The sequence below is a fragment of the Streptomyces sp. NPDC043680 genome, assembly GCF_056436685.1.
Map to the genome: position 1 here is coordinate 636,324 of NZ_JBWKCE010000003.1, position 21,971 is coordinate 658,294.

Genomic DNA, 21,971 nt, shown 5'->3' on the forward strand with positions numbered 1-21,971 from the left:
GGAGCAACTCCCGAGAGGCTCCGGGGTTACGTTCCGCACCGGACTCGATGCGGAACGTAAAGGTCCATCGAGGCGGAGTCCCACATTCGGGACAGATTCCTGTTCGCCCTCAGCGGAGGGAACCGGCGCCCCCGGCATGGAGTGTCAGTCCTTGCGGGTAAGACATTCCTAGTGGATGGGGGACGACACGCTGATTTGGGCGGGTCCCGTTCGCCATCGGCGTACACCTGTGACGGGTATCTGCCTGGCCTGCGGGAACATCGTCTCGCACCATCGGGTTGGAGCAGTTGTCGGCTGTTGAAGCTGGTTTTCCCCACGCACACGGGGGTGAGCCGCAGACGGATGTCGGCAGTTGGAATGAGCTGTCCCGCCCCGCGGGACTAGCATGCGGAAGGACAGGGCGGGGACCGACCCCGAACTGCCCGACCGCTCTGAGGAGCGATAAACGATGTTCGAGAGGTTCACCGACCGCGCGCGGCGGGTTGTCGTCCTGGCTCAGGAAGAAGCCCGGATGCTCAACCACAACTACATCGGCACCGAGCACATCCTCCTGGGCTTGATCCACGAGGGTGAGGGTGTCGCCGCTAAGGCCCTGGAGAGCCTCGGGATTTCGCTCGAGGCTGTTCGCCAGCAGGTTGAGGAGATCATCGGCCAGGGCCAGCAGGCCCCGTCCGGGCACATCCCCTTCACCCCGCGGGCGAAGAAGGTCCTGGAGCTTTCGCTCCGAGAGGCCCTCCAGCTCGGCCACAACTACATCGGCACGGAGCACATCCTGCTCGGCCTGATCCGCGAGGGCGAGGGCGTCGCCGCCCAGGTCCTGGTGAAGCTGGGTGCCGATCTCAACCGAGTCCGGCAGCAGGTCATCCAGCTGCTCTCCGGATACTCCGGCGGAGGCAAGGAGTCGGCGACGGCCGGCGGCCCGGCCGAGGGCACCCCCTCGACCTCGCTCGTCCTGGACCAGTTCGGCCGCAACCTGACGCAGGCCGCCCGCGAATCCAAGCTCGACCCGGTCATCGGGCGCGAGAAGGAGATCGAGCGGGTCATGCAGGTGCTGTCCCGCCGTACCAAGAACAACCCGGTCCTCATCGGCGAGCCCGGCGTCGGCAAGACCGCCGTCGTCGAGGGCCTGGCCCAGGCGATCGTCAAGGGCGAGGTGCCCGAGACCCTCAAGGACAAGCACCTCTACACCCTGGACCTGGGCGCCCTGGTCGCGGGCTCCCGCTACCGCGGTGACTTCGAGGAGCGCCTGAAGAAGGTCCTCAAGGAGATCCGCACCCGCGGCGACATCATCCTGTTCATCGACGAGCTCCACACCCTCGTGGGTGCGGGCGCCGCCGAGGGAGCGATCGACGCCGCCAGCATCCTCAAGCCCATGCTGGCCCGTGGTGAGCTCCAGACCATCGGTGCCACGACCCTGGACGAGTACCGCAAGCACCTTGAGAAGGACGCGGCCCTTGAGCGCCGCTTCCAGCCGATCCAGGTGGCGGAGCCTTCCCTCCCCCACACGATCGAGATCCTCAAGGGCCTGCGCGACCGCTACGAGGCCCACCACCGCGTCTCCATCACGGACGAGGCCCTCGTCCAGGCGGCGACGCTGGCCGACCGGTACATCTCGGACCGCTTCCTGCCGGACAAGGCGATCGACCTGATCGACGAGGCCGGCTCCCGGATGCGCATCCGCCGGATGACCGCGCCGCCGGACCTCCGCGAGTTCGACGAGAAGATCGCGGGCGTGCGACGCGACAAGGAGTCGGCCATCGACTCCCAGGACTTCGAGAAGGCGGCGTCTCTCCGTGACAAGGAGAAGCAGCTGCTGGCGGCGAAGACCAAGCGCGAGAAGGAATGGAAGGCCGGCGACATGGACGTCGTCGCCGAGGTCGACGGCGAGCTGATCGCCGAGGTCCTCGCGACCGCGACCGGCATTCCCGTCTTCAAGCTCACCGAGGAGGAGTCCTCGCGACTGCTCCGCATGGAGGACGAGCTCCACAAGCGGGTCATCGGCCAGAAGGACGCCATCAAGGCGCTTTCCCAGGCGATCCGCCGTACCCGTGCGGGTCTGAAGGACCCGAAGCGCCCGGGTGGCTCGTTCATCTTCGCCGGCCCGTCCGGTGTCGGTAAGACCGAGCTCTCCAAGACGCTCGCCGAATTCCTCTTCGGCGACGAGGACGCGCTGATCTCGCTCGACATGTCCGAGTTCAGCGAGAAGCACACGGTTTCCCGTCTCTTCGGTTCGCCCCCCGGCTACGTGGGCTACGAAGAGGGCGGCCAGCTCACCGAGAAGGTGCGCCGGAAGCCGTTCTCCGTCGTCCTCTTCGACGAGGTCGAGAAGGCGCACCCGGATATCTTCAATTCCCTGCTCCAGATCCTGGAGGACGGTCGCCTGACCGACTCCCAGGGCCGGGTCGTGGACTTCAAGAACACGGTCATCATCATGACGACCAACCTGGGTACGCGGGACATCTCCAAGGGCTTCAACCTGGGCTTCGCCGCCCAGGGTGATGTCAAGACCGGTTACGACCGGATGAAGGCGAAGGTCAACGAAGAGCTCAAGCAGCACTTCCGGCCGGAGTTCCTGAACCGCGTCGACGACACGGTCGTCTTCCACCAGCTGTCGCAGGAAGACATCATCCAGATCGTCGACCTGATGATCGCCAAGGTCGACGAGCGCCTGAAGGACCGCGACATGGGCATCGAGCTGAGCGGCGACGCGAAGCTCCTGCTCGCCAAGCGGGGCTACGACCCGATCCTGGGCGCCCGCCCGCTGCGCCGGACCATCCAGCGCGAGATCGAGGACATCCTGTCGGAGAAGATCCTCTTCGGCGAGCTGCGCCCCGGTCACATCGTGGTCGTCGGCAAGGAGGGTGACGGCGAAGAGGCCAAGTTCACCTTCCGCGGTGAGGAGAAGTCGGCCCTGCCGGACCTCCCCCCGATCGAGGCCACGGGCTCGGGCCCGGACCTGAGCAAGGGCGCGTAAGCGCCACCGCTCGGTAGGCGTCCAAGGGGCGGCCCCGGAACCACAAGGTTCCGGGGCCGCCCCTTTGCCGTGCGTGCACGGTGTGAGCGGTGCGAGCGCCGTGCCGTTCCCGCGGCCCTGCGCCGCCCGGCGCGCCCCTGGTCCCGGTGGCCGGCCTGGACGGCTCCCGGGTGGCTGCGGAGCCCCCACCCGCCCCCGGGCGGCCGGGAAGCCGCTGCGGTCGCAGGACGGTGCATCGGGCGGCGGCGCGGCACCCGCAGGAGATCCATTCGTCCCTCCTGCGGTGACAAGCCGCACAGGACAAATCGGACCTACTAGAACCTTTCGTAGATCCAGTGTCCGATTTGTCCCCCATGTTGGCCCAGGAAGGCCGTGGTCAAGCAGATCTGCGTCACACTCCGCACCTACGAGCGCCCGTAGTAATCGGGAGGTTTGGGGATGTGGCGGGACACGGGTTACCAAGGATGGGCAAGCCCGGCACCCCGCTCAGCGTGCCGGGTCGCTTCGTGCCCCGGCGGGCCGGAGCCAGCGAACCGTTCCTGTCCCCGGCCCCGGAGGTCTTCCTATGTCCGCGAAGCGCGTCAGCACCCGTCCTACCCGTCTTGTCCTCGGCGCAACCGCTCTCGGTGCGGCCCTGGCGCTCGGGGCCGGGACGGCCGCCGCCTTCGCCGACGAGGCCCCCACCCTGACGCGTACCGCCGAGCTGGTCGCGGCCCAGGCCTCGGACCAGGCCTCCGCCGCCTCGAAGTCCGTCTCCTGGCAGAAGCCGGTCGCCCGCTACACGCTGTCCGCGACCTTCGGCAAGGGCGGCAACCTGTGGTCGCACAAGCACTCCGGCCAGGACTTCGCCTGCCCCGTCGGCACCCCCGTCAAGGCCGTCCACGACGGCACCGTCGTCAAGGCCGGCCCGAACGGCGGCGGTGACGGCCCGGCCTACGGCAACGCCATCGTGATCAAGCACGCGAACAACACGTACTCCCAGTACGCGCACCTCTCGAAGATCCAGGTCCGGATCGGCCAGAAGGTCTCCAAGGGCGCCCGGATCGCGCTGTCCGGCAACACCGGCAACTCCACCGGCCCGCACCTGCACTTCGAGATCCGGACCACCCCGAACTACGGCTCGGCCGTGAACCCGGTGGCCTTCCTGCGCAGCGCCGGCGTCACCCTCTGACCCCACCTCCGACCTCCCGCAGGGGCCCCGTCCGGAGCCCCTGCGGCGACGGGCTCAGTACAGCAGCCAGGAGGCCGTCGGCTTGGTCTTCGCGTCCACGCGGCCCGGCTTGAGGGTGTCGATCTGCGCTGGCGAGAGCACCACGTCGTAGGTCTGAAGGGTCTCCATGGCGCCGCTCCACGGGGCCGTCCACTTGTCCTCGTGGCGCGAACGGGCGATCTCCAGCGGCCCCTGGGCCTGGTAGATGCCCGAGACCGGCGCCTCGCCGGTCTTCTTCCCGTTCACGTACAGGGCGATCAGCTTGCGCTCGGCGTCGTAGGTGGCCGTCAGCGTGGAGAAGGTCTTCTCCATCTTCGGGCTCTCGCCGGTCACGGTGACCATGGTCGCCTCCGCGCCCTGGTCGCCGGTCTGGACCCTGAAGATCCAGCTCGGCTTCCCGTTCACCTGGTCCAGGCCCAGCTCGAACGAGAAGGACTTCTCGTTCCCCTGGCTGACGGCGATCTGCCGCCCCTTCGGAGCCCGGTTCCAGACGTGGGCCGAGACGGTGAAGCTCTTGGCCGTGTCCACGACGCGCTTCTCGGACTCGGCGTACGAGTTCTCGTTGCCCTTCGTGCGGATCTCGAACCGCTTCTCGATCGGGAAGACCCCCGCGTCCGGGCCCATCTTCAGAGGGGCCTTGCCGCTGCGGTCCCGGATCTGGGTCGGGTCGTCCTTGACGGTGGGGGTGTTGTCGACGGGGGCCTTGCTCTTGGACCCGCTGGGGGAGGGCGAGGCCGAGACCGACGGGGAGGGCGTGGGAGCCGCCTCCTCCTTGTCCTTGTCGTCACCCAGCAGCAGGAACGTTCCACCGCCGGCGAGCAGCAGCAGTACGGTCACGCCGCCGCCGATCATCCACAGCCGCTTCTTGCGCCGCTCGGCCGCCGAGCGGTCGGCCAGGGCCTCCCAGTCCGGCTGGTCCGACTGGGGCGGCGGGAACGGCCCGGGCGCGGCCGGCGGCTGCGTGCTCTGGATCGGCAGCCCCTGGGCCCACGGCTGCGGCTGGCCGGCCGGGGCCGGCTGGTACGGGTTCGGCGGGGCGGCGCCCGGCTGCGGGTAGCCGTAGCCGCCGCCGTCCGCGGGCGGGATCTGCGGCGGCGGGCCGAAGCCGCCGCCGGCGGCGGGCGCGCCCGGCGGGAAGCCGTAGCCGTTGCCCGGGGCCGGGGGGACCGGCGGGAACCCGTAGCCCCCGTTCCCCGGGGCGGGCTCGGGCTGCGGGTTGCTGGAGGGATGCGTACCGTCGGTCATGCCACGGATGCTAAAACACGGGCCCGCCGGGGCGAACGGCCCGGTCCCGCTGAACGGCCCCGAGGCGCTGCCCGGGCCGGCTCACCCCGACAGCCTGACCACCGGGAAGCTGCCCGTCGCCGTCGGCGCGTGCTCCGGCAGCCACAGCACCGCCACGGCGCCCGCCGCCGTCCCGGCGCGGTCGGTGCCGCCCGGCGCCGCCACGTTCCGGAACGTCAGCCGGGCGCCCAGGACCCGGGCCTGGCCCTCCGCGATGGTCAGCCCCAGCCCGTGCCCCACCCCGGCCCGGTCCGTGGACCCGGTCCGGAACCGGCTCGGCCCCTCGCGCAGCAGCGCCTCCGGGAAGCCCGGCCCGTGGTCCCGGACCCGTACCACCCGGCCCTCGATGTCGACCTGCACCGGAGGCTGCCCGTACCGCGCGGCATTGGCCAGCAGGTTGCCGAGGATCCGCTCCAGCCGGCGCGGGTCGGTGCTCACCACCTCGTCGGCCACGACCCGTACGGACGCCTCCGGCATCAGCACGGTCACCCGTCGGCTCACGAACTCGCCGAGCGCCACGTCCTGGAGCTCCGCCCGCTCGGACGCACTGTCCAGCCGGGCCACCTCCAGCACGTCCTCGACCAGCGCCCGCATCGCCCGCGCGCGGTCCAGCACCAGCTCGGTCGGCCGCCCCGGAGGCAGCAGCTCCGCCGCGGTCAGCAGGCCCGTCACCGGCGTCCGCAGCTCGTGCGCGATGTCCGCGGTCACCCGCCGCTCGGCCTCCAGCCGCTGCTGCAGGGTGTCGGCCATGGCGTCCACGGCCCGGGCCAGGTCGTCGGTCTCGTCCCGTACGACGCCGCCGACCGCGTCCCGCACCCGTACGTCGGGATCCCCGTGCGCCACCCGCTGGGCCGCGACCGCCGCCTTGCGCAGCCGGCGCGAGATCTGCCCGCCGATCAGCACGCCGAGCGCCGCACCGGCGATCACCACGGACAGCGACCCGACGACCAGGGCCCGGTCCAGGTCACGCACCAGGTTGGCGCTCTCCTTGAACGGGCCGTGCAGCGACAGCACCTGGCCGTTCCCCAGCGGGGCCGCCGCCCACACCTCCGGGACCGCCCGCGGGTGCTCCTGGATGTAGGTCCCGCGCCGCCCCGACCGGGCCTTCTCGCGCAGCTCGCCCGGCAGCTCCGGGTCGTTGAGCTTGGCGCCGAACGGCAGCTTGCGCCCGGCCTCGGCGTAGCGGGCGATGAACTGCACGCGTTCCAGCTGGGCGTCGCGGGCGCTCTCCAGCATCGACACGCGGGCAGCGTTGTGCACCACCAGGCTCAGCGCCACGGCGACGAGCGCGCCGACCGCGGCGATGGCGAGTGTGATCTTCCAGCGGATCCCCGTGCGGAGGGTGAAGCGCCTCATGCCTTGAGCTTGTATCCGAAGCCCCGGACCGTCTCGATCCGGTTCTGGCCGATCTTCGTGCGCAGCCGCTGGACGTGGACGTCCACGACGCGGGTGTCGCCGCCCCAGTCGTAGTCCCAGACCCGCTCCAGCAGCCGGTCGCGCGACAGCACGGTGCCGGGGGAGGAGGAGAACTCCAGCAGCAGGCGCATCTCGGTCGGGGTCAGGGCCACCGGGTCGCCCGCCCGGCGGACCTCCATGCCCTCGGTGTCGACCTCCAGGTCGCCGAAGACGAGCACCCCGCGCTCCTCCTCGGGATCCTCGCCGCCCGCCCCCGCAGCGCCGTTCTGCGGGCCGCCCGCGTGGCCGAAGCGGCGCAGCACCGCACGGATGCGGGCGACGAGGACCGAGCCGTCGAAGGGCTTGGTGACGTAGTCGTCGGCTCCCGCCTCCAGCCCGAGCACCACGTCGATCGAGTCGGCCCGCGCGGACAGCATGATCACCGGGACGGTGGACTCGTCGCGGATGCGCCGGCACAGGCTGACGCCGTCCATGCCGGGCACCATCACGTCGAGCAGCGCGATGTCCGGCCGGTCGGCCCGGAAGGACTCCAGGCCGGACAGGCCGTCGGGCATGGCGGTGACGACGAACCCGTCGCGCTCCAGCGCCAGGGTCGTGGCCTCACGGATGACGTCGTCGTCCTCCACGAAAAGGACATGGGTCTCGGCCATGCGCACGCCTCGCCTCGGTTCTTCTGGTGGGTCAGTTCTTCTGGCTGGTCGCCGGGGCGGGCTGGCCTCCGCCGTCGATGTTGCTGTAGTCGGTGTGCACCCGGTCCCGCTCGGCGAACTGCTCGCCGCTCCAGTGGTAGGTGATCACGTCCTCGCCCGACGGATAGGTGAGCGTGTCGCTCTTCGCGTAGACCGGCTTGGTGACCACGAGCTCGCCCCGGTCGATCTCCGCGTAGACGGGGGGCTGCTCGTCGGCGAACACATTCTCGTACGTCGTGCCGTCCCCCCGGTACACGTACGAGCCGCGGCCCAGTGCGTCGGCGCAGGACAGCACGTTGACCACGATGTCGACGGCGCTGCTCCCGGTGATCTTCCCGTAGCTCACGTCGACCGGGTACTCCTTGCCGCTGCAGGGCTTGAGGTCCCGCTTGACCTCCGCGCTGACCTTGGGGTCGGCCCGCAGCAGTGCGACCGGATCGATGTTCCGGGCGGGTTTGACCGAGGGCTCCGCAGTGGCCGGGACGTGGTCGGGCGGGGCGGCCGGCGCACTGGTCTTGCCCACGGACTCGGTCCGGGCGGGCCCCCCGTCGCGCAGCCCGGTGCCGCCGCCGGAGCAGCCGGCCGCGAACAGCACGGTGCCGGCGAGGACGACCGTCCCCGCCGACATCAGTACGAACGAGCTCTTGCCGTCCAGGCTCCGGCCGAGGCCTCTGCCCGGCGGCTTCCCCGGACTGCGGCCCGGACCTTCATCCTGGCTGTGACTCGGACTCTGACTCGGACTTTGGCCCATCAGGCCACGCACCGCTCACGCCCCTCGTACCGGATGGTGTGGTCTCCGCGGTGGTCACCGCGCTCCAGCGCGCGCATGTCCAGGTCCCGGCTCTCCAACTCCTGCCGGAGGCGGGCCAGTGCGCGGTGCAGAGTGCTCTTCACGGTACCCGCCGACATGCCGAGCGCCGCGGCCGTCTCCTCGGTGCTCATCTGCTCCCAGTGTCGCAGCACGACCACGCTGCGCTGCTTGGGCGCGAGCACCTTGAGGATGTCCATCAGCAGGGCGCGGTCGGCCCGCTGGTCGGTGCCGTCCTCGACGGAGGCGTCGGGGAGCTGCTCGGTGGGGACTTCCTCCAGCCTGCGGGCACGCCACCACTCGGTACGGGTGTTGATCATGACGCGGCGCAGGTAGGCGTCGGCGAGGGACTTGTCGGCGATGCCGTCCCAGCGGCCGTAGGTGCGCACGAGGGCCGTCTGGAGGAGGTCCTGCGCGTCGGTGGGGTCCGGAACCAGGCGCCGGGCGCTGCGCAGCAGCGCGTCCTGCCGAGTGCGTACGTACTCCTCGAACCCGAGTACCTCGCCGTGCGCCATCTCAGACCGCCTCCGTTCCGTGCACCGCTCATCCGCTGCCCTGCGGATCCCGACGGTACGGAGGCGTTGTCACGAGCCTGTGCGGGCCAGCCTGCGGTGGACGCACGGACACCCATAGGTTGTGTAACAACGGCTGTGAGCTGCGGTGACACCGAGACAAGCGGAATCTTCGACTCAGCTTCCACCCGGCTTCCAGCGGGCTTCCACCCGGCTCGTGCTCAGCTCGCGGCGGGTCCCTGCGGCAACCGGTACAGGCCCCCGGCGAGCGGCTCCACGAGCCCGTCCGCGACCAGCCCGTCCAGCGCCCGGGCCCGCTGCACCGGCTCCTCCCAGACGGTGTCCAGCACGGCCTGCGGAACCGGGCCCACCGCCTCGCGGAGCACGGCGAGCAGCCTGCCGCGCACCTGCCGGTCGGTGCCGGCGTACGTCTGGCCGCGCCGCGGCGGCCCGTCGTGCGCGGGCTTGCCGGCCAGGCGCCACGCGCACAGCCCCGCCACCGGGCAGCGGGCGCAGTCCGGCGACTTGGCCGTGCACACCAGCGCGCCGAGCTCCATCGACGCCGCCGCCCAGCGGGCCGCGACGGCCTCGTCCTCGGGCAGCAGGGCCCGGGCCAGGCGGCGCTCGGCGGCCGTCGTGGCGTTGGGCGGGTACTCGACCCCGGTGGTGGTGCGGGCGAAGACCCGGCGGACGTTGGTGTCGAGCACGGGGTGCCGCTGCCCGTACGCGAAGGAGGCCACGGCAGCCGCGGTGTACTCGCCGATCCCGGGCAGCGCCAGCAGCTGCGCGTGCTCGCGCGGTACGTCGCCGCCGTGCCGCTCCGTTATCGCCACGGCTGCACCGTGCAGGCGCAGGGCCCGCCGGGGGTAACCGAGCCGCCCCCAGGCCCGTACGGCCTCACCGGGGGCCTCCGCGGCCAGGTCGGCGGGGCGGGGCCAGCGGGTGATCCACTGCTCGTACACCGGCAGCACCCGGCTGACGGGGGTCTGCTGGAGCATGAACTCGCTGACCATGACGCCCCAGGGGCCGGCCTCGGGGCGGCGCCAGGGCAGATCGCGGGCGTGCTCGTCGAACCAGGCGATGACGGGGGAGTGCAGCGCGTGGGAGACGGCGGGGGACTGGGAGACGGCGGGGGACGCGGTGGAGGCGGGGGATGCAGTCATGGCACTCCGCATCCTGGCATGTTTCGGGTCCCCTGGCGTGGCGGCGGTGAACGTATGGCCGAGGTGTCCGCGCTCACCGACGGTGTTCAAGGGTGCTCCATGCCCTTTCGGGTGCGTGGCTGATTTTCGACCCACGGATGTCCGCTCGCAGGATGATCATCGCCAAAACAAGCCGGGTGCGCGGCATGTGGGGCGCAGATCGGCCCGCCGATTCTCGTAAAGTTCCGTCCGTGGGATCTATGCGCAATCCGGTCGGGCCGCTCCCCTCCTCCATCTACTGGCGACGGAGGGCCGTGCTGGCTTCCGTCGTCGCGCTCCTGGCGCTGCTCGCCGTATGGACCGTCAGTTCCGGTGGCGGGAAGACGAGCAGTACGAACGGCAAGGGCCAGAAGGGCCCCCACCCGGCCGCCTCGATCACCCCTGGACCCTCGGGGACGGGGCCGGCGATCAGTCAGGCCCCGGGCGGGCGCGGCGACTCGGGGAACGGCGCGGGCAAGAACACCGATCCGGGCGCGAGTTCACCCCCTGCCGGCGGCGCGAACGGGGGTGGCGCGGGATCGTCCGCAGCCCCCGGCGGCGACGGGGCCGGGGGCGCGGGCGGCGCGGGCGTCCAGGTCCCGGCGGACTCACCGCTGCCCTCCTGTGCCCCGAGCGGGCTGCAGTGGGAGGTCAAGAGCGTGAAGAACGAGTACGAGACGAACGAGAAGCCCCGTCTCGAACTCGTCACGCGCAACGTCTCCGGCACCACCTGCAAGATCGACCTCGGGCCGCGACAGGCCGTGGTGACGATCCTTCAGGCGAGCACCAGCAAGGCCGTCTGGTCCTCGGCGGACTGCCCGTCGGGCCCGGCCAACGCGTTCTTCCGGGTGCCGGCGCAGGGTGAGGCGAAGCAGGCGGTGGAGTGGGACCGGCGGTTCAGCGCGGCCGACCAGTGCCAGGCGCCCCCGGCGGGAAGCGCGGCTGCCGACACGTACGTGGTGGAGGTCAAGTCGCCGGGCATGCCGGTGGCGCGGACCTCGTTCGTCCTGAAGCAGGACTAGGCCGGGCCCTGCGGGGTGGGCCGGTGCTGCTGCGGGGTGGGCCGGTGCCGGGGGACCGGTCGGCGCGGACCCGGCCGGTCAGACGTAGCGTTCCAGGATGGAGGACTCCGCCAGGCGGGACAGGCCCTCGCGCACGCTGCGGGCGCGGGCTTCGCCGACGCCGTCCACGGCCTGGAGGTCGTCCACGCTCGCGGCCAGCAGCTTCTGGAGGCCCCCGAAGTGCTCCACCAGCCGCTCGATGATGGCCCCCGGGAGCCGGGGAACCTTCGCCAGCAGCCGGTAGCCCCGCGGGGACACCGCCGAGTCCAGGGTCTCGGGGGAGCCGGTGTAGCCCAGCGCCTTCGCCACGATCGCCAGCTCCAGCAGTTCCGGGTGCGTCAGCGCGTCCAGCGCGGGCAGCGCCTCGTCCACCGTGCGGGAACGCTTCGCCGTGGGTTCCGGCACGTAGTCCCGGATCACGAGCTCCCGCTCCTGCTCGATGCCGACCGTCAGCTCGTCCAGCTGGAGGGAGAGCAGGCGGCCGTCGGTGCCGAGTTCCACCACGTATTCGGCGATTTCCGTGGCAATGCGGCGAACCATTTCCAGCCGCTGGGCGACCGCCGTCACGTCGCGCACGGTGACCAGGTCCTCGATCTCCAGCGCGGACAGCGTCCCCGCGACCTCGTCCAGACGCAGCTTGTACCGCTCCAGCGTGGCCAGTGCCTGGTTCGCCCGCGACAGGATCGCCCCGGACTCCTCCAGGACGCGCCGCTCGCCGTCCACGTACAGGGCGATCAGCCGCATCGACTGCGAGACGGACACCACGGGGAAACCGCACTGCTTCGAGACCCGGTCCGCCGTGCGGTGGCGGGTGCCGGTCTCCTCCGTCGGGATCGACGCGTCCGGCACCAGCTGCACGCCCGCCCGAAGGATCTTCGTGAGGTCCTTGTCCAGGATCAGCGCGCCGTCGAGCTTGCACAGCTCGCGCAGCCGAGTCGCGGTGAACTCCACGTCCAGGACGAATCCGCCCGTGCACATCGCCTCGACGGCCTTGTCCATGCCCAGCACGATGAGGCCGCCGGTGTTGCCGCGGACGATGCGCTCCAGGCCGTCGCGCAGCGGCTGACCAGGGGCGACCGCGCTCAGCGAAGCGCGCATCAACGCCTCGTGCTTGGAGCTCGCGCCGGACTTCCCGGGTGCTGCTGCCCCGTCCTTGGCTGCCACTGCACTCCTCCGGTCGCGGGTTGCGCCGCCTGCGTACGGCCGGGCGGACCAGCACAAAGTCTACCGGCGCGCGCTGTGCGCCCGCCGTGGCTTGGCCAGGTGCGCCCCGGCGGGGGCCCGTACGAGCCCCCTCGGCACCCCCCGTACCGCCCCCTGAGCAGCGGCTCCTCCGGCTGGTGCGCCTCCGGCCGGTGCGCCTTCTGCGGTGCTTCCCGGTGGCCGGTGCCCCTCCTGCCTGTGTGCCTGCGGTGGCGGTGCTCCTCCGGTGGCCGGTGCCTCCGGTCGCCTACTCCTTCGCCGCGGCCCGCGACCGGCCGCGCGGCAGGACCCGCAGGGCGTCGCCCATGTCCGCCACCTCCAGCACCTTCATGCCGGCCGGGACCTTCCCGGGGTCGACCGGCACCAGGGCGTGCGTGAAACCGAGCCGGTGCGCCTCCGCGAGCCGGCGCTGTACGCCGGTCACGCGCCGCACCTCGCCCGCCAGGCCGACCTCCCCGATCGCCACCAGGTTCTTCGGCAGCGGGACGTCACTGGCGGCGGACGCCAGCGCGAGCGCGATCGCCAGGTCGGCGGCCGGCTCGGTGAGCTTCACGCCGCCCACCGTGGCGCTGTAGATGTCGCGCTTGCCCAGCGCGGTGATCCGCCCCCGCTGCTCCAGCACCGCCAACATCATCGAGACACGGGAGGTCTCCAGGCCGGAGGTGGTCCGCCGGGGAGAGGGGATCTGCGAGTCCACGGTCAGCGCCTGCACCTCCGCGACGAGGGGGCGCTTGCCCTCCAGCGTCACCGTCAGGCAGGTACCGGGGACGGCCTCCGCCCGCCGGGTCAGGAACAGCCCGCTCGGGTCGGCGAGCCCGGTGATGCCCTCGTCGTGCAGCTCGAAGCAGCCGACCTCGTCGGTGGCGCCGTACCGGTTCTTCACCCCGCGTACGAGGCGCAGGCGCGCATGCCGGTCGCCCTCGAAGCTCAGGACGACGTCCACCAGGTGCTCCAGCAGGCGCGGACCGGCGATGGCCCCGTCCTTGGTGACATGGCCGACCAGCAGCGTGGCCATCCCGCGTTCCTTCGAGGCGCGGATCAGTGCTCCGGCCACCTCCCGCACCTGGGCCATGCCGCCGGGGGCGCCGTCGATCTCCGGGGAGGCGACCGTTTGTACGGAGTCCAGGATCAGCAGGGACGGCTTCACGGCGTCGAGGTGCCCGAGGACGGCGGACAGATCGGTCTCGGCAGCCAGGTAGAGGTGGTCGCTGAGCGCGTTGATCCGGTCGGCCCGCAGCCGCACCTGGCTCGCCGACTCCTCGCCCGTGACGTACAGGGTGCGGTGCGCGTCGCTGGAGGCCTTCGCCGCCACGTCGAGCAGCAGCGTCGACTTGCCGACGCCCGGCTCGCCGGCGAGCAGCACCACGGCCCCGGGGACGAGCCCGCCGCCCAGGACCCGGTCCAGCTCGTCCACGCCGGTGCTGCGGGCGGTCGCCGTCCGGCCGTCGACCTGCGCGATCGGCAGCGCCGCGGTCGAGACCCGGCCCGCGGCGGTGGTGCGCACGGCGGGCGCGCCCATCTCCTCGACGGTGCCCCACGCCTGGCATTCGGGGCACCGCCCGAGCCATTTCGCGGTCGTCCAGCCGCACTCGGAGCAGCGGTAGGACGGCCGGTCCTTGGCGGATGAACGGGATGTACGGGCAGCCATGCGGCCCACCGTAGCGGCAGCCGGTGACAGTGCTCGCGCGGGCGGGCGTCAGGGCGGCGGTCAGCGCGGGTTCGATCTGTTCACCCGTAAGGGCTAAAACAGCTGAAGGCTTCACGGCCGTCACCCGCGTGCCGCCTACCTTCGCCAGGGTGAGCAGCAGCGACCAGGAAACCTCCGCCCAGGGCACCGGCGCACACCGGGCGCACGGGCGCACGCCCTCCGAGGGCCCCGAAGGAGAACAGCCGCCCCCCTTCCGGTACGAGCCCTATCTGGACGGACTGTTCACCTACTGCCTGTCAGTCCTGTGCGATCACGACACGGCCACCGAGGTCCTGGCGGACGTACTCGCCGTCGCCGAGCGGCATCCGGGCCGCTGCCCGGACGAGGGCGGCCGGCGGGCCTGGCTGTACGCGCTCGCCCGCTGGGCCTGCCTGCGCAGGCTGGCCGAGCAGCGGCGCGGCCGCCCGGGGGCGCATTCCGCCCGGCGCACGCCGGAGCACGCCGAGGGGGAGCATGCGCCGGGGGCGCACCGCTCCCTGGACGTGAGTGCGTACCGGCGCACCGAGCTGGCCCGGCTCGCCTGGCCCGAGGCCGCCGGGACCACGCCCGAGCAGCGCGAAGCCTTGGAACTCGCCGTCCGCCACCGCCTCGGCGTCCCCGAGCTCGCCGCCGTCCTCGGCACGCCCGCCGCCAGCGCCCGCGAACTGCTGTCCGGCGCCGCCTGCGAGGTGGAGCGGACCCGGGCCGCCCTCGCCGTCGTCGAGACCGGCGGCTGCCCCGCGGTGTCCCGGCTGACCGGCGACGGCCAGGTGCTGCTGTCCACCAGCCTGCGGGCCGAGCTCGTCCGCCACGTCGACGACTGCCCGCGATGCCGCCGCGTCGCCGAACGCGTGGACTCCGGCGCGCCCTGGCCCGGCTCCGGCGGCATCGACGCGGCCCTCCCGCTCGTACCCGCGCCCCGCGCCGCCGTCCGCGCGGCCCTGCTGCGCTCCGGGGGCCGAGGGCGCGGGCGGCCCGCCCCGCGCTTCGACCGCACCGGCTTCCCGATGGACCCCCGGGACCGCGCGGCCCGCCGGGACCGGCTGCGCGCGCGGGCCGTCACCACCACCGTCGTCGCCACCGTCGTCGCGGCCCCCGTCCTCGCGCTGTGGGCCGCCTACCGCGGAGCCCCCAGCACCGGCGAATCCGCCGGGCCGGACTCCACCCGGATCTGGGCGAGCGAGTCCGAGATCCCGCTGCCGCACACCGACGGGCGCCCGCTGCGGGCCTTCGAGAACGCCGGCAACACCGCCCGTACCACCGGCGAGCCGGGCTTCGTCACCGGCGCCCGCGCCGACGCGGCTTCGGACGTCTCCGTCGAGGTGATCAGCACCGGGCCGCCGGCCACCTCCGACCAGCCGGCCCCTGCGGGCCGGCTCACCGTGGCCGCCTCCCCGCACGGCTCAACCACCATGCTCACCCTCACCGCGTCCGGGGGCGCCCCGGTCGACTGGCGGCTGTGGTCCGACGCCCCCTGGCTGCAGGCCAGCCGTACCTCGGGCACCCTCGCCCCTGGAGAATCGGTCACCCTGTGGATCACCGTCGACACCGAAGCCCAGCCCGTCGGCGCCTGGGCGGCCCGGGTCGGTGTGGACCCGGGCGGAGCGGTGGTCTCCATCCGGGGCCGGGGCCGCCGGGCTCCCACGCCGACGCCCACCCCGACGCCGCCGTCCACGCCCACGCCGACGCCGACCGCGACTCCGACGCCTACCCCCGCGGACACGGATACGGCCACGCCGAATCCGACTGCGACTCCGACGCCGAGCCCGTCAGGAGGAACGGTTTCCCCGCCCTCCGACCCGGACACGCCGGTGCCCGGCTCGCCGTAGTACGCCGGTGGCCGGCTCCGGCCTAGACGGGATCCGCGGGGTGCGGGGCCATCGGGAGCAGCGAGGACAGCCGTGCCTCGCACAGCTTCACGAGGGCCTCGTACCCCTCCTTGCCCATCAGCTCGGTCAGCTCGGCCCGGTACGACACGTACACCGGCTCGCCGGCCCCGTGCGCCGAGGTGGCCGAGGTGCACCACCAGTGCAGGTCATGGCCGCCGGGGCCCCAGCCGCGCCGGTCGTACTCGCCGATCGAGACCTGGAGCACGCGCGTGTCGTCGGGCCGGTCGATCCACTCGTAGGTGCGGCGGATCGGCAGCTGCCAGCACACGTCGGGCTTGGTCTCCAGCGGCTCACGCCCCTCGCGCAGTGCCAGGATGTGCAGCGAGCAGCCCACGCCGCCCGCGAAGCCGGGCCGGTTCTGGAAGATGCAAGAGCCCTCCCAGCGGCGCGTCTGGCGCTCGCCGTCTTCGTCCTTCTGCACCCAGCCCGAGGTGGTGCCCACGTCGTGGAACTGCCACAGGTCGGGCGTCAGCCGCGCCACGTGCTCGGCCACCCGCTTCTCGTCGTCCTCGTCCGAGAAGTGCGCGCCGAGGGTGCAGCAGCCGTCATCGGCGCGGCCCGCCTGGATGCCCTGGCAGCCGCTGCCGAAGATGCACGTCCAGCGGGAGGTGAGCCACGTCAGGTCGCAGCGGAAGACCTGCTCGTCGTCGGCGGGGTCCTGGAACTCCACCCAGGCCCGGGGGAAGTCGAGGCCCTTCTCGTCGCTGAGGGGAGTGGGCTCGGGCTTCTTGGGCTTTTTGATGATCTTGGACTTGTTGGCCTTCTTCGTATTTGGCACAAACCCAAGCCTAAGCGCCCCTTACTCCACCCAGAATCTCGGCGCACAGTAGCGTTTCCTCGTATGAGACTCGGTGTCCTTGATGTGGGTTCGAACACGGTGCATCTGCTGGTGGTGGACGCGCACCCCGGTGCGCGCCCGCAGCCCGCGCACTCGCACAAGGTGGAACTGCGACTGGCGGAGCTGCTCGACGAGCACGGCGCCGTCACCCCGGACGGCATCGAGCGCCTCCTCTCGGTGATCGGCGATGCCGTGCAGGCCGCCGAGGACAAGGGCTGCGAGGACGTCTTGCCCTTCGCGACCAGCGCGGTGCGCGAGGCCAAGAACGCGGACGAGGTGCTCGCCCGCGTGAAGCTGGAGACCGGCATCGACCTGCCGATCCTCAGCGGCGAGGACGAGGCCCGGCTGACCTTCCTGGCGGCCCGCCGGTGGTTCGGCTGGTCCGCGGGCAAACTGCTGGTCCTGGACATCGGGGGCGGCTCGCTGGAGATCGCGTACGGCATCGACGAGGACCCGGACGCGGCCGTCTCCCTCCCGCTGGGCGCGGGCCGCCTCACCACGGGCTGGCTCCCGGGCGACCCGCCGGACCCCTCGGACATCCGGGCGCTGCGCCGCCACGTACGGGCGCAGATCGCGCGCACGGTCGGCGAGTTCAGCCGCTTCGGGACGCCGGACCACGTGGTGGCGACGTCGAAGACGTTCAAGCAGCTGGCCCGCATCGCGGGCGCGGCCCGCTCGGCGGACGGCCTGTACGTGCAGCGGGACCTGACCCGCAAGTCCCTGGAGGAGTGGGTCCCGCGCCTGGCGGCGATGACCACCTCGCAGCGCTCCGCCCTCCCGGGCGTCTCGGAGGGCCGCGCCGGCCAGCTCCTGGCCGGGGCCCTGGTCGCGGAGGGCGCGATGGACCTCTTCGGGGTGGACGACCTCGAAATCTGCCCCTGGGCCCTCCGTGAGGGCGTCATCCTGCGGCGGCTGGACCACCTGCCGTCGTAGGGCGGTGCCCCTGCCGGGGTGGGGGCGGTGCCCCTTCCGGGGTCGGGGCGGTGCCCCTTCCGGGGTGGGGGCCGTGCTTGTGGTTGTGGCTGTACGGGTGTGCCGGGCGGGTCGTGTGCCTGGCTGCCGGTGGCCTGCGGGGCGGTGCCTGCGCTCGGCATCAGAGCGGGCATGGGGGTTCCCGTCAGTCCCATCGTCTCTCCGGGGCGGGCCGGGCCGTCAAGGGCGCTCCCTTCGGTCGCGTCGCTTCGCGATGGCCTTCGGCCACCCGTGACTGCCCGTCCCGCCCCGGAAAGACAGGACTGTCGGGAAGCCCCCAAAAAGGCGGCCACGGGGCAGGGACACGCATGCGGGTCGATCGGCGAGGCCCGGGCAGGTGCCCGAGGGGGCGACACCCACGCCGGGCGCATGTGCAGGCCCCTTCCGGGTCGGGGGCGGCCCAGCCGTAGTCGGACGACGACCAGATGACGCTCAGGAGCGCGGAGGCGGGCCGCGCGCGCCAGATCGCTACGCGCTTCTCGCGTCTCAGCGTCTCCCCGGGCCGTCTGGGCTGGATGTGAGCCGCCCAAGACCGTTACATACTGCTGGATGGGGGCGGCGAACCGCCGTGGGTCGCGTTTGGGGTCGGTCTGCGGCGACGGACGTCGTTCGTCAGGAGCGTTCGAGTTCAGAGGCGGTGCCCGGCTCTCCAGCAGCGTCTGCATCCCCCGCGGGCGGCTGACCGCTGGCCGCGGCGGGCCCGGGGGCGGGAACGGGGTGAGGTGGTCGTTGTCACGGCGGGGGGCGGCTTGGGGACCGTAACCTGTCCCCGTGGCAAAACCAGTCCGCATTCCGACCGCGAAGGTCGCCCTGTCCACCGCCTCCGTCTATCCGGAGACGACGGCGACCGCCTTCGAGATCGCCGCCCGCCTCGGCTACGACGGCGTCGAGGTCATGGTCTGGACGGACCCGGTCAGCCAGGACATCGACGCCCTGCGGCGGCTGTCGGACTACCACCACGTGCCGATCCTTGCCGTTCACGCGCCTTGTCTGCTGATCACCCAGCGGGTGTGGTCCACCGACCCCTGGACCAAGCTCCAGCGTGCCCAGTCCGCGGCCGAACGCCTCGGGGCGAGCACCGTCGTCGTGCACCCGCCCTTTCGGTGGCAGCGCCAGTACGCCCGCGACTTCGTCAGCGGGATCTGGCGGATGGCCGAGGAGACCGAGGTGCGGTTCGCCGTCGAGAACATGTATCCGTGGCGGTACCGTGACCGCGAGATGCTCGCGTACGCGCCCGAGTGGGACGTGACCAAGGACGACTACCGGCACTTCACCGTCGACCTGTCGCACACCGCGACCGCGCGGACCGACGCCGCCGCCATGATCGACCGCATGGGGGAGCGGCTGGCGCACGTGCACCTCGCCGACGGAAACGGTTCGGCGAAGGACGAGCACCTCGTCCCCGGCCGCGGTACGCAGCCGTGCGCGGAGGTGCTGGAGCGGCTCGCCCGGGTCTCCTTCGACGGGCACGTCGTCATCGAGGTCAACACCCGCCGCGCCATGTCCTCCGCGGAGCGCGAGGCCGACCTCGCCGAGGCCCTCGCCTTCACCCGCCTCCACCTCGCGACCACCGCCGCCCCGAGCCCGATCAAGAGCCCCCGCCGATGACCCAGCCCGCCAAGCCCCGCCGTGGCCCCGGCCGTCCCCGCCAGGACGAGGCCGACGACGGGCCCGGGACCCAGGAGCGCATCCGGCTCGCCGCCCGCTCCGAGTTCGCCGCGCGTGGCTACGACAAGACCTCCGTACGCGGCATCGCCAAGGCCGCCGGCGTGGACCCGGCGTTGGTCCACCACTACTTCGGCAGCAAGGACGACCTGTTCGCCGCGGCCATCGAGCTGAGCATGGAGCCCGCCCTCGTCGTCCCCGCGGTCCTCGGCGAGGGCCCGGACGGGATCGGCGAGCGGCTGGCCCGCTACTTCCTCGGCATCTGGGAGAACCCGGTCACCCGCGCCCCGCTCCTCGCCGTCATGCGCTCGGCCCTCACCCACGAGGCGGCGGCCAAGGTCCTGCGCGGCCTGGTGCTGCGCCGGGTCCTGGAACGGGTCGCCGCCGACCTGGACGTGCCCGACCCCACCTTCCGCGCCGAGCTCGCCGCCTCCCACATGGTCGGCATCGCGATCCTGCGCTACGTCGTCCAGGTCGAGCCGCTCGCCTCCGCGGACCCGGAGGCCATCGTGGCCCTGGTCGCCCCGACCCTTCAGCGGTACCTGACCGAAGACTGAGCCGGTCGTCCCGCCATCCGGACATCCTGTCCGTATCGCGGGCCCGGGGCGTAGCCTCGTAACTGAGTCATACCTACCGTCGCGGCTGCGCTCGCGCAGCCGCACTCATGGGGAGTGAACCCGATGCCCGAGCTGAGGTCCCGCACCGTCACCCACGGCCGCAACATGGCAGGCGCACGTGCGCTGATGCGCGCCTCGGGCGTAGCGAGCGAGGACATCGGCAAGCCGATCATCGCGGTCGCCAACTCGTTCACCGAGTTCGTGCCCGGCCACACGCACCTGGCCCCGGTCGGCCGGATCGTTTCCGACGCCATCCGCGCCGCGGGCGCCGTTCCGCGCGAGTTCAACACCATCGCGGTCGACGACGGCATCGCCATGGGCCACGCGGGCATGCTGTACTCCCTGCCGTCCCGCGACCTGATCGCGGACAGCGTGGAGTACATGGTCGAGGCGCACTGCGCCGACGCCCTGATCTGCATCTCCAACTGCGACAAGATCACCCCCGGCATGCTGATGGCCGCGATGCGCCTGAACATCCCGGTCGTGTTCGTGTCCGGCGGTCCGATGGAGGCCGGCCAGGCGACGCTGGTGGACGGCACCGTCCGCAAGCTCGACCTGATCGACGCCATGGTCGACGCCTCCAACGAGAACGTCTCCGACGAGGACGTCCTGCGGATCGAGGAGAACGCCTGTCCCACCTGCGGCTCCTGTTCCGGCATGTTCACCGCCAACTCGATGAACTGCCTCGCCGAGGCCATCGGCCTGGCCCTCCCGGGCAACGGCTCCGTCCTCGCCACGCACACCGCCCGCCGCGCCCTGTACGAGAACGCCGGCCGGACCGTCGTCGAGATCACCAAGCGGTACTACGAGCAGGACGACGCCTCGGTGCTGCCGCGCAACATCGCCACCCGTGAGGCCTTCGAGAACGCCATGGCGCTCGACATCGCCATGGGCGGCTCCACGAACACGATCCTGCACCTGCTCGCCGCGGCGCAGGAGGCCGGCCTGGAGTACGACCTCAAGGACATCGACGAGGTCTCGCGCCGCGTCCCGTGCCTGGCGAAGGTCGCCCCGAACGTGGCGCCCGGCGGCACGTACTACATGGAGGACGTCCACCGCGCCGGCGGCATCCCCGCCATCCTCGGCGAGCTGCACCGCGGCGGTCTGCTGAACAAGGACGTCACCACCGTCCACTCCGCGAACCTGGAGGACTGGCTCGGCACGTGGGACGCCCGCTCCGGCACGGCTTCCGAGGAGGCCATGGAGCTGTGGCACGCGGCCCCCGGGTGCAAGCGCTCCGCGACCGCCTTCTCGCAGTCCGAGCGCTGGGAATCCCTGGACCTGGACGCGGAGGGCGGCTGTATCCGCTCCGTGGCCCACGCGTACTCCAAGGACGGCGGCCTCGCCGTGCTGCGCGGCAACATCGCCGAGGACGGCTGCGTCGTGAAGACGGCCGGCGTCGACGAGTCGATCTGGACCTTCGAGGGCCCGGCGGTCGTCTGCGAGTCGCAGGACGAGGCCGTCGACAAGATCCTGCGCAAGGAGGTCAAGGCGGGCGACGTCGTCGTCATCCGCTACGAGGGCCCGCGCGGCGGCCCCGGCATGCAGGAGATGCTCTACCCGACGTCCTTCCTCAAGGGCCGCGGCCTCGGCAAGGTGTGCGCGCTGGTGACGGACGGCCGCTTCTCGGGCGGTACGTCGGGCCTGTCCATCGGCCACGCCTCTCCCGAGGCGGCCTCGGGCGGCACCATCGCCCTGGTCGAGGACGGTGACCGCATCCGCATCGACATCCCCAACCGCAGCATCGACCTGCTGGTCCCCGAGGAGACCCTCGCGGCCCGCCGCGAGGCCCTCGGCGGGGTCTACGCCCCGAAGAACCGCGAACGCCAGGTCTCGGCGGCGCTGCGGGCGTACGCGGCGATGGCGACGAGCGCGGACAAGGGCGCGGTCCGCGACGTGAGCCGCCTGGGCTGAGCCCGCCCGCCGTCCCACGGCGTCCCCACGGCCTCCGCCGTCCCCCGGCCC

Annotated in this window: 17 protein-coding genes; 8 read left to right on the top strand and 9 right to left on the bottom strand. The window is 72.2% G+C overall.

From position 1 onward, the window contains the following. The first annotated feature begins 448 nt into the window (after positions 1 to 448). On the top strand, positions 449 to 2,974 hold the full coding sequence (locus AC0666_RS09540; protein WP_356846662.1) for an ATP-dependent Clp protease ATP-binding subunit: 2,526 nt from the start codon (positions 449 to 451) through the stop codon (positions 2,972 to 2,974). 565 nt (positions 2,975 to 3,539) lie between these two features. After that, positions 3,540 to 4,145, top strand: a complete 606-nt coding sequence (locus AC0666_RS09545) for a M23 family metallopeptidase (protein ID WP_468965485.1) — start codon at positions 3,540 to 3,542, stop codon at positions 4,143 to 4,145. 54 nt (positions 4,146 to 4,199) lie between these two features. On the opposite strand, the gene AC0666_RS09550 is transcribed toward AC0666_RS09545, so the two are convergent. From AC0666_RS09550 to AC0666_RS09575, 6 genes are all read right to left on the bottom strand, one after another. Then, positions 4,200 to 5,429: a LamG-like jellyroll fold domain-containing protein gene (locus tag AC0666_RS09550; protein ID WP_468965483.1), complete on the bottom strand. Its 1,230-nt coding sequence runs from the start codon at positions 5,427 to 5,429 to the stop codon at positions 4,200 to 4,202. A gap of 81 nt (positions 5,430 to 5,510) precedes the next feature. Further along, positions 5,511 to 6,824, bottom strand: coding sequence for a two-component system sensor histidine kinase CseC (gene cseC / locus AC0666_RS09555; protein ID WP_468584124.1), 1,314 nt, complete (start codon positions 6,822 to 6,824; stop codon positions 5,511 to 5,513). Then, positions 6,821 to 7,534 carry a two-component system response regulator CseB gene (gene cseB, locus AC0666_RS09560; RefSeq protein ID WP_361724671.1) on the bottom strand — a complete coding sequence of 238 codons (714 nt, stop codon included), beginning with the start codon at positions 7,532 to 7,534 and terminating at the stop codon, positions 6,821 to 6,823. Before cseB ends, cseC begins: the two co-directional genes overlap by 4 nt. Positions 7,535 to 7,565: 31 nt before the next feature. Further along, the gene (locus tag AC0666_RS09565; protein ID WP_468965481.1) at positions 7,566 to 8,201 is read right to left on the bottom strand and encodes a hypothetical protein; all 636 of its coding nucleotides are present in this window, start codon (positions 8,199 to 8,201) and stop codon (positions 7,566 to 7,568) included. Between the two features lie 122 nt (positions 8,202 to 8,323). Next, positions 8,324 to 8,896, bottom strand: a complete 573-nt coding sequence (locus AC0666_RS09570) for a SigE family RNA polymerase sigma factor (protein WP_468965479.1) — start codon at positions 8,894 to 8,896, stop codon at positions 8,324 to 8,326. A gap of 218 nt (positions 8,897 to 9,114) precedes the next feature. Then, positions 9,115 to 10,056: an HhH-GPD family protein gene (locus AC0666_RS09575; protein ID WP_468965477.1), complete on the bottom strand. Its 942-nt coding sequence runs from the start codon at positions 10,054 to 10,056 to the stop codon at positions 9,115 to 9,117. A gap of 239 nt (positions 10,057 to 10,295) precedes the next feature. Here AC0666_RS09575 and AC0666_RS09580 point away from each other — a divergent pair, with 239 nt between their 5' ends. After that, complete coding sequence (locus tag AC0666_RS09580; protein WP_468966476.1) at positions 10,296 to 11,096, top strand: hypothetical protein; 801 nt, start codon at positions 10,296 to 10,298, stop codon at positions 11,094 to 11,096. A gap of 78 nt (positions 11,097 to 11,174) precedes the next feature. On the opposite strand, the gene disA is transcribed toward AC0666_RS09580, so the two are convergent. After that, positions 11,175 to 12,299: a DNA integrity scanning diadenylate cyclase DisA gene (disA, locus tag AC0666_RS09585; RefSeq protein ID WP_468584133.1), complete on the bottom strand. Its 1,125-nt coding sequence runs from the start codon at positions 12,297 to 12,299 to the stop codon at positions 11,175 to 11,177. A 286-nt stretch (positions 12,300 to 12,585) separates the two neighbouring features. Next, entirely contained in the window at positions 12,586 to 13,986 is a 1,401-nt protein-coding gene (gene radA, locus AC0666_RS09590) for a DNA repair protein RadA (RefSeq protein WP_356846677.1), read from the bottom strand. A gap of 149 nt (positions 13,987 to 14,135) precedes the next feature. On the opposite strand from radA, the gene AC0666_RS09595 reads away from it, so the two are divergent. Beyond that, entirely contained in the window at positions 14,136 to 15,854 is a 1,719-nt protein-coding gene (locus AC0666_RS09595; protein WP_478707353.1) for a BACON domain-containing protein, read from the top strand. Between the two features lie 22 nt (positions 15,855 to 15,876). Here the strand turns inward: AC0666_RS09595 and AC0666_RS09600 are convergent, their stop codons facing one another. Next, positions 15,877 to 16,692: a DUF3109 family protein gene (locus AC0666_RS09600; protein WP_468965472.1), complete on the bottom strand. Its 816-nt coding sequence runs from the start codon at positions 16,690 to 16,692 to the stop codon at positions 15,877 to 15,879. Between the two features lie 63 nt (positions 16,693 to 16,755). On the opposite strand from AC0666_RS09600, the gene AC0666_RS09605 reads away from it, so the two are divergent. The 4 genes from AC0666_RS09605 (at position 16,756) to ilvD (ending at position 21,920) form a co-directional block, all read left to right on the top strand. Then, positions 16,756 to 17,685 carry a Ppx/GppA family phosphatase gene (locus AC0666_RS09605; protein WP_468584138.1) on the top strand — a complete coding sequence of 310 codons (930 nt, stop codon included), beginning with the start codon at positions 16,756 to 16,758 and terminating at the stop codon, positions 17,683 to 17,685. A gap of 810 nt (positions 17,686 to 18,495) precedes the next feature. Further along, positions 18,496 to 19,332, top strand: a complete 837-nt coding sequence (locus tag AC0666_RS09610; RefSeq protein ID WP_478707354.1) for a sugar phosphate isomerase/epimerase family protein — start codon at positions 18,496 to 18,498, stop codon at positions 19,330 to 19,332. Then, entirely contained in the window at positions 19,329 to 19,946 is a 618-nt protein-coding gene (locus AC0666_RS09615) for a TetR/AcrR family transcriptional regulator (RefSeq protein ID WP_468584140.1), read from the top strand. The genes AC0666_RS09610 and AC0666_RS09615 overlap by 4 nt, the downstream gene beginning before the upstream one ends. Before the next feature lie 123 nt (positions 19,947 to 20,069). Beyond that, entirely contained in the window at positions 20,070 to 21,920 is a 1,851-nt protein-coding gene (ilvD, locus tag AC0666_RS09620; protein WP_468584142.1) for a dihydroxy-acid dehydratase, read from the top strand. Positions 21,921 to 21,971 lie beyond the last annotated feature (51 nt).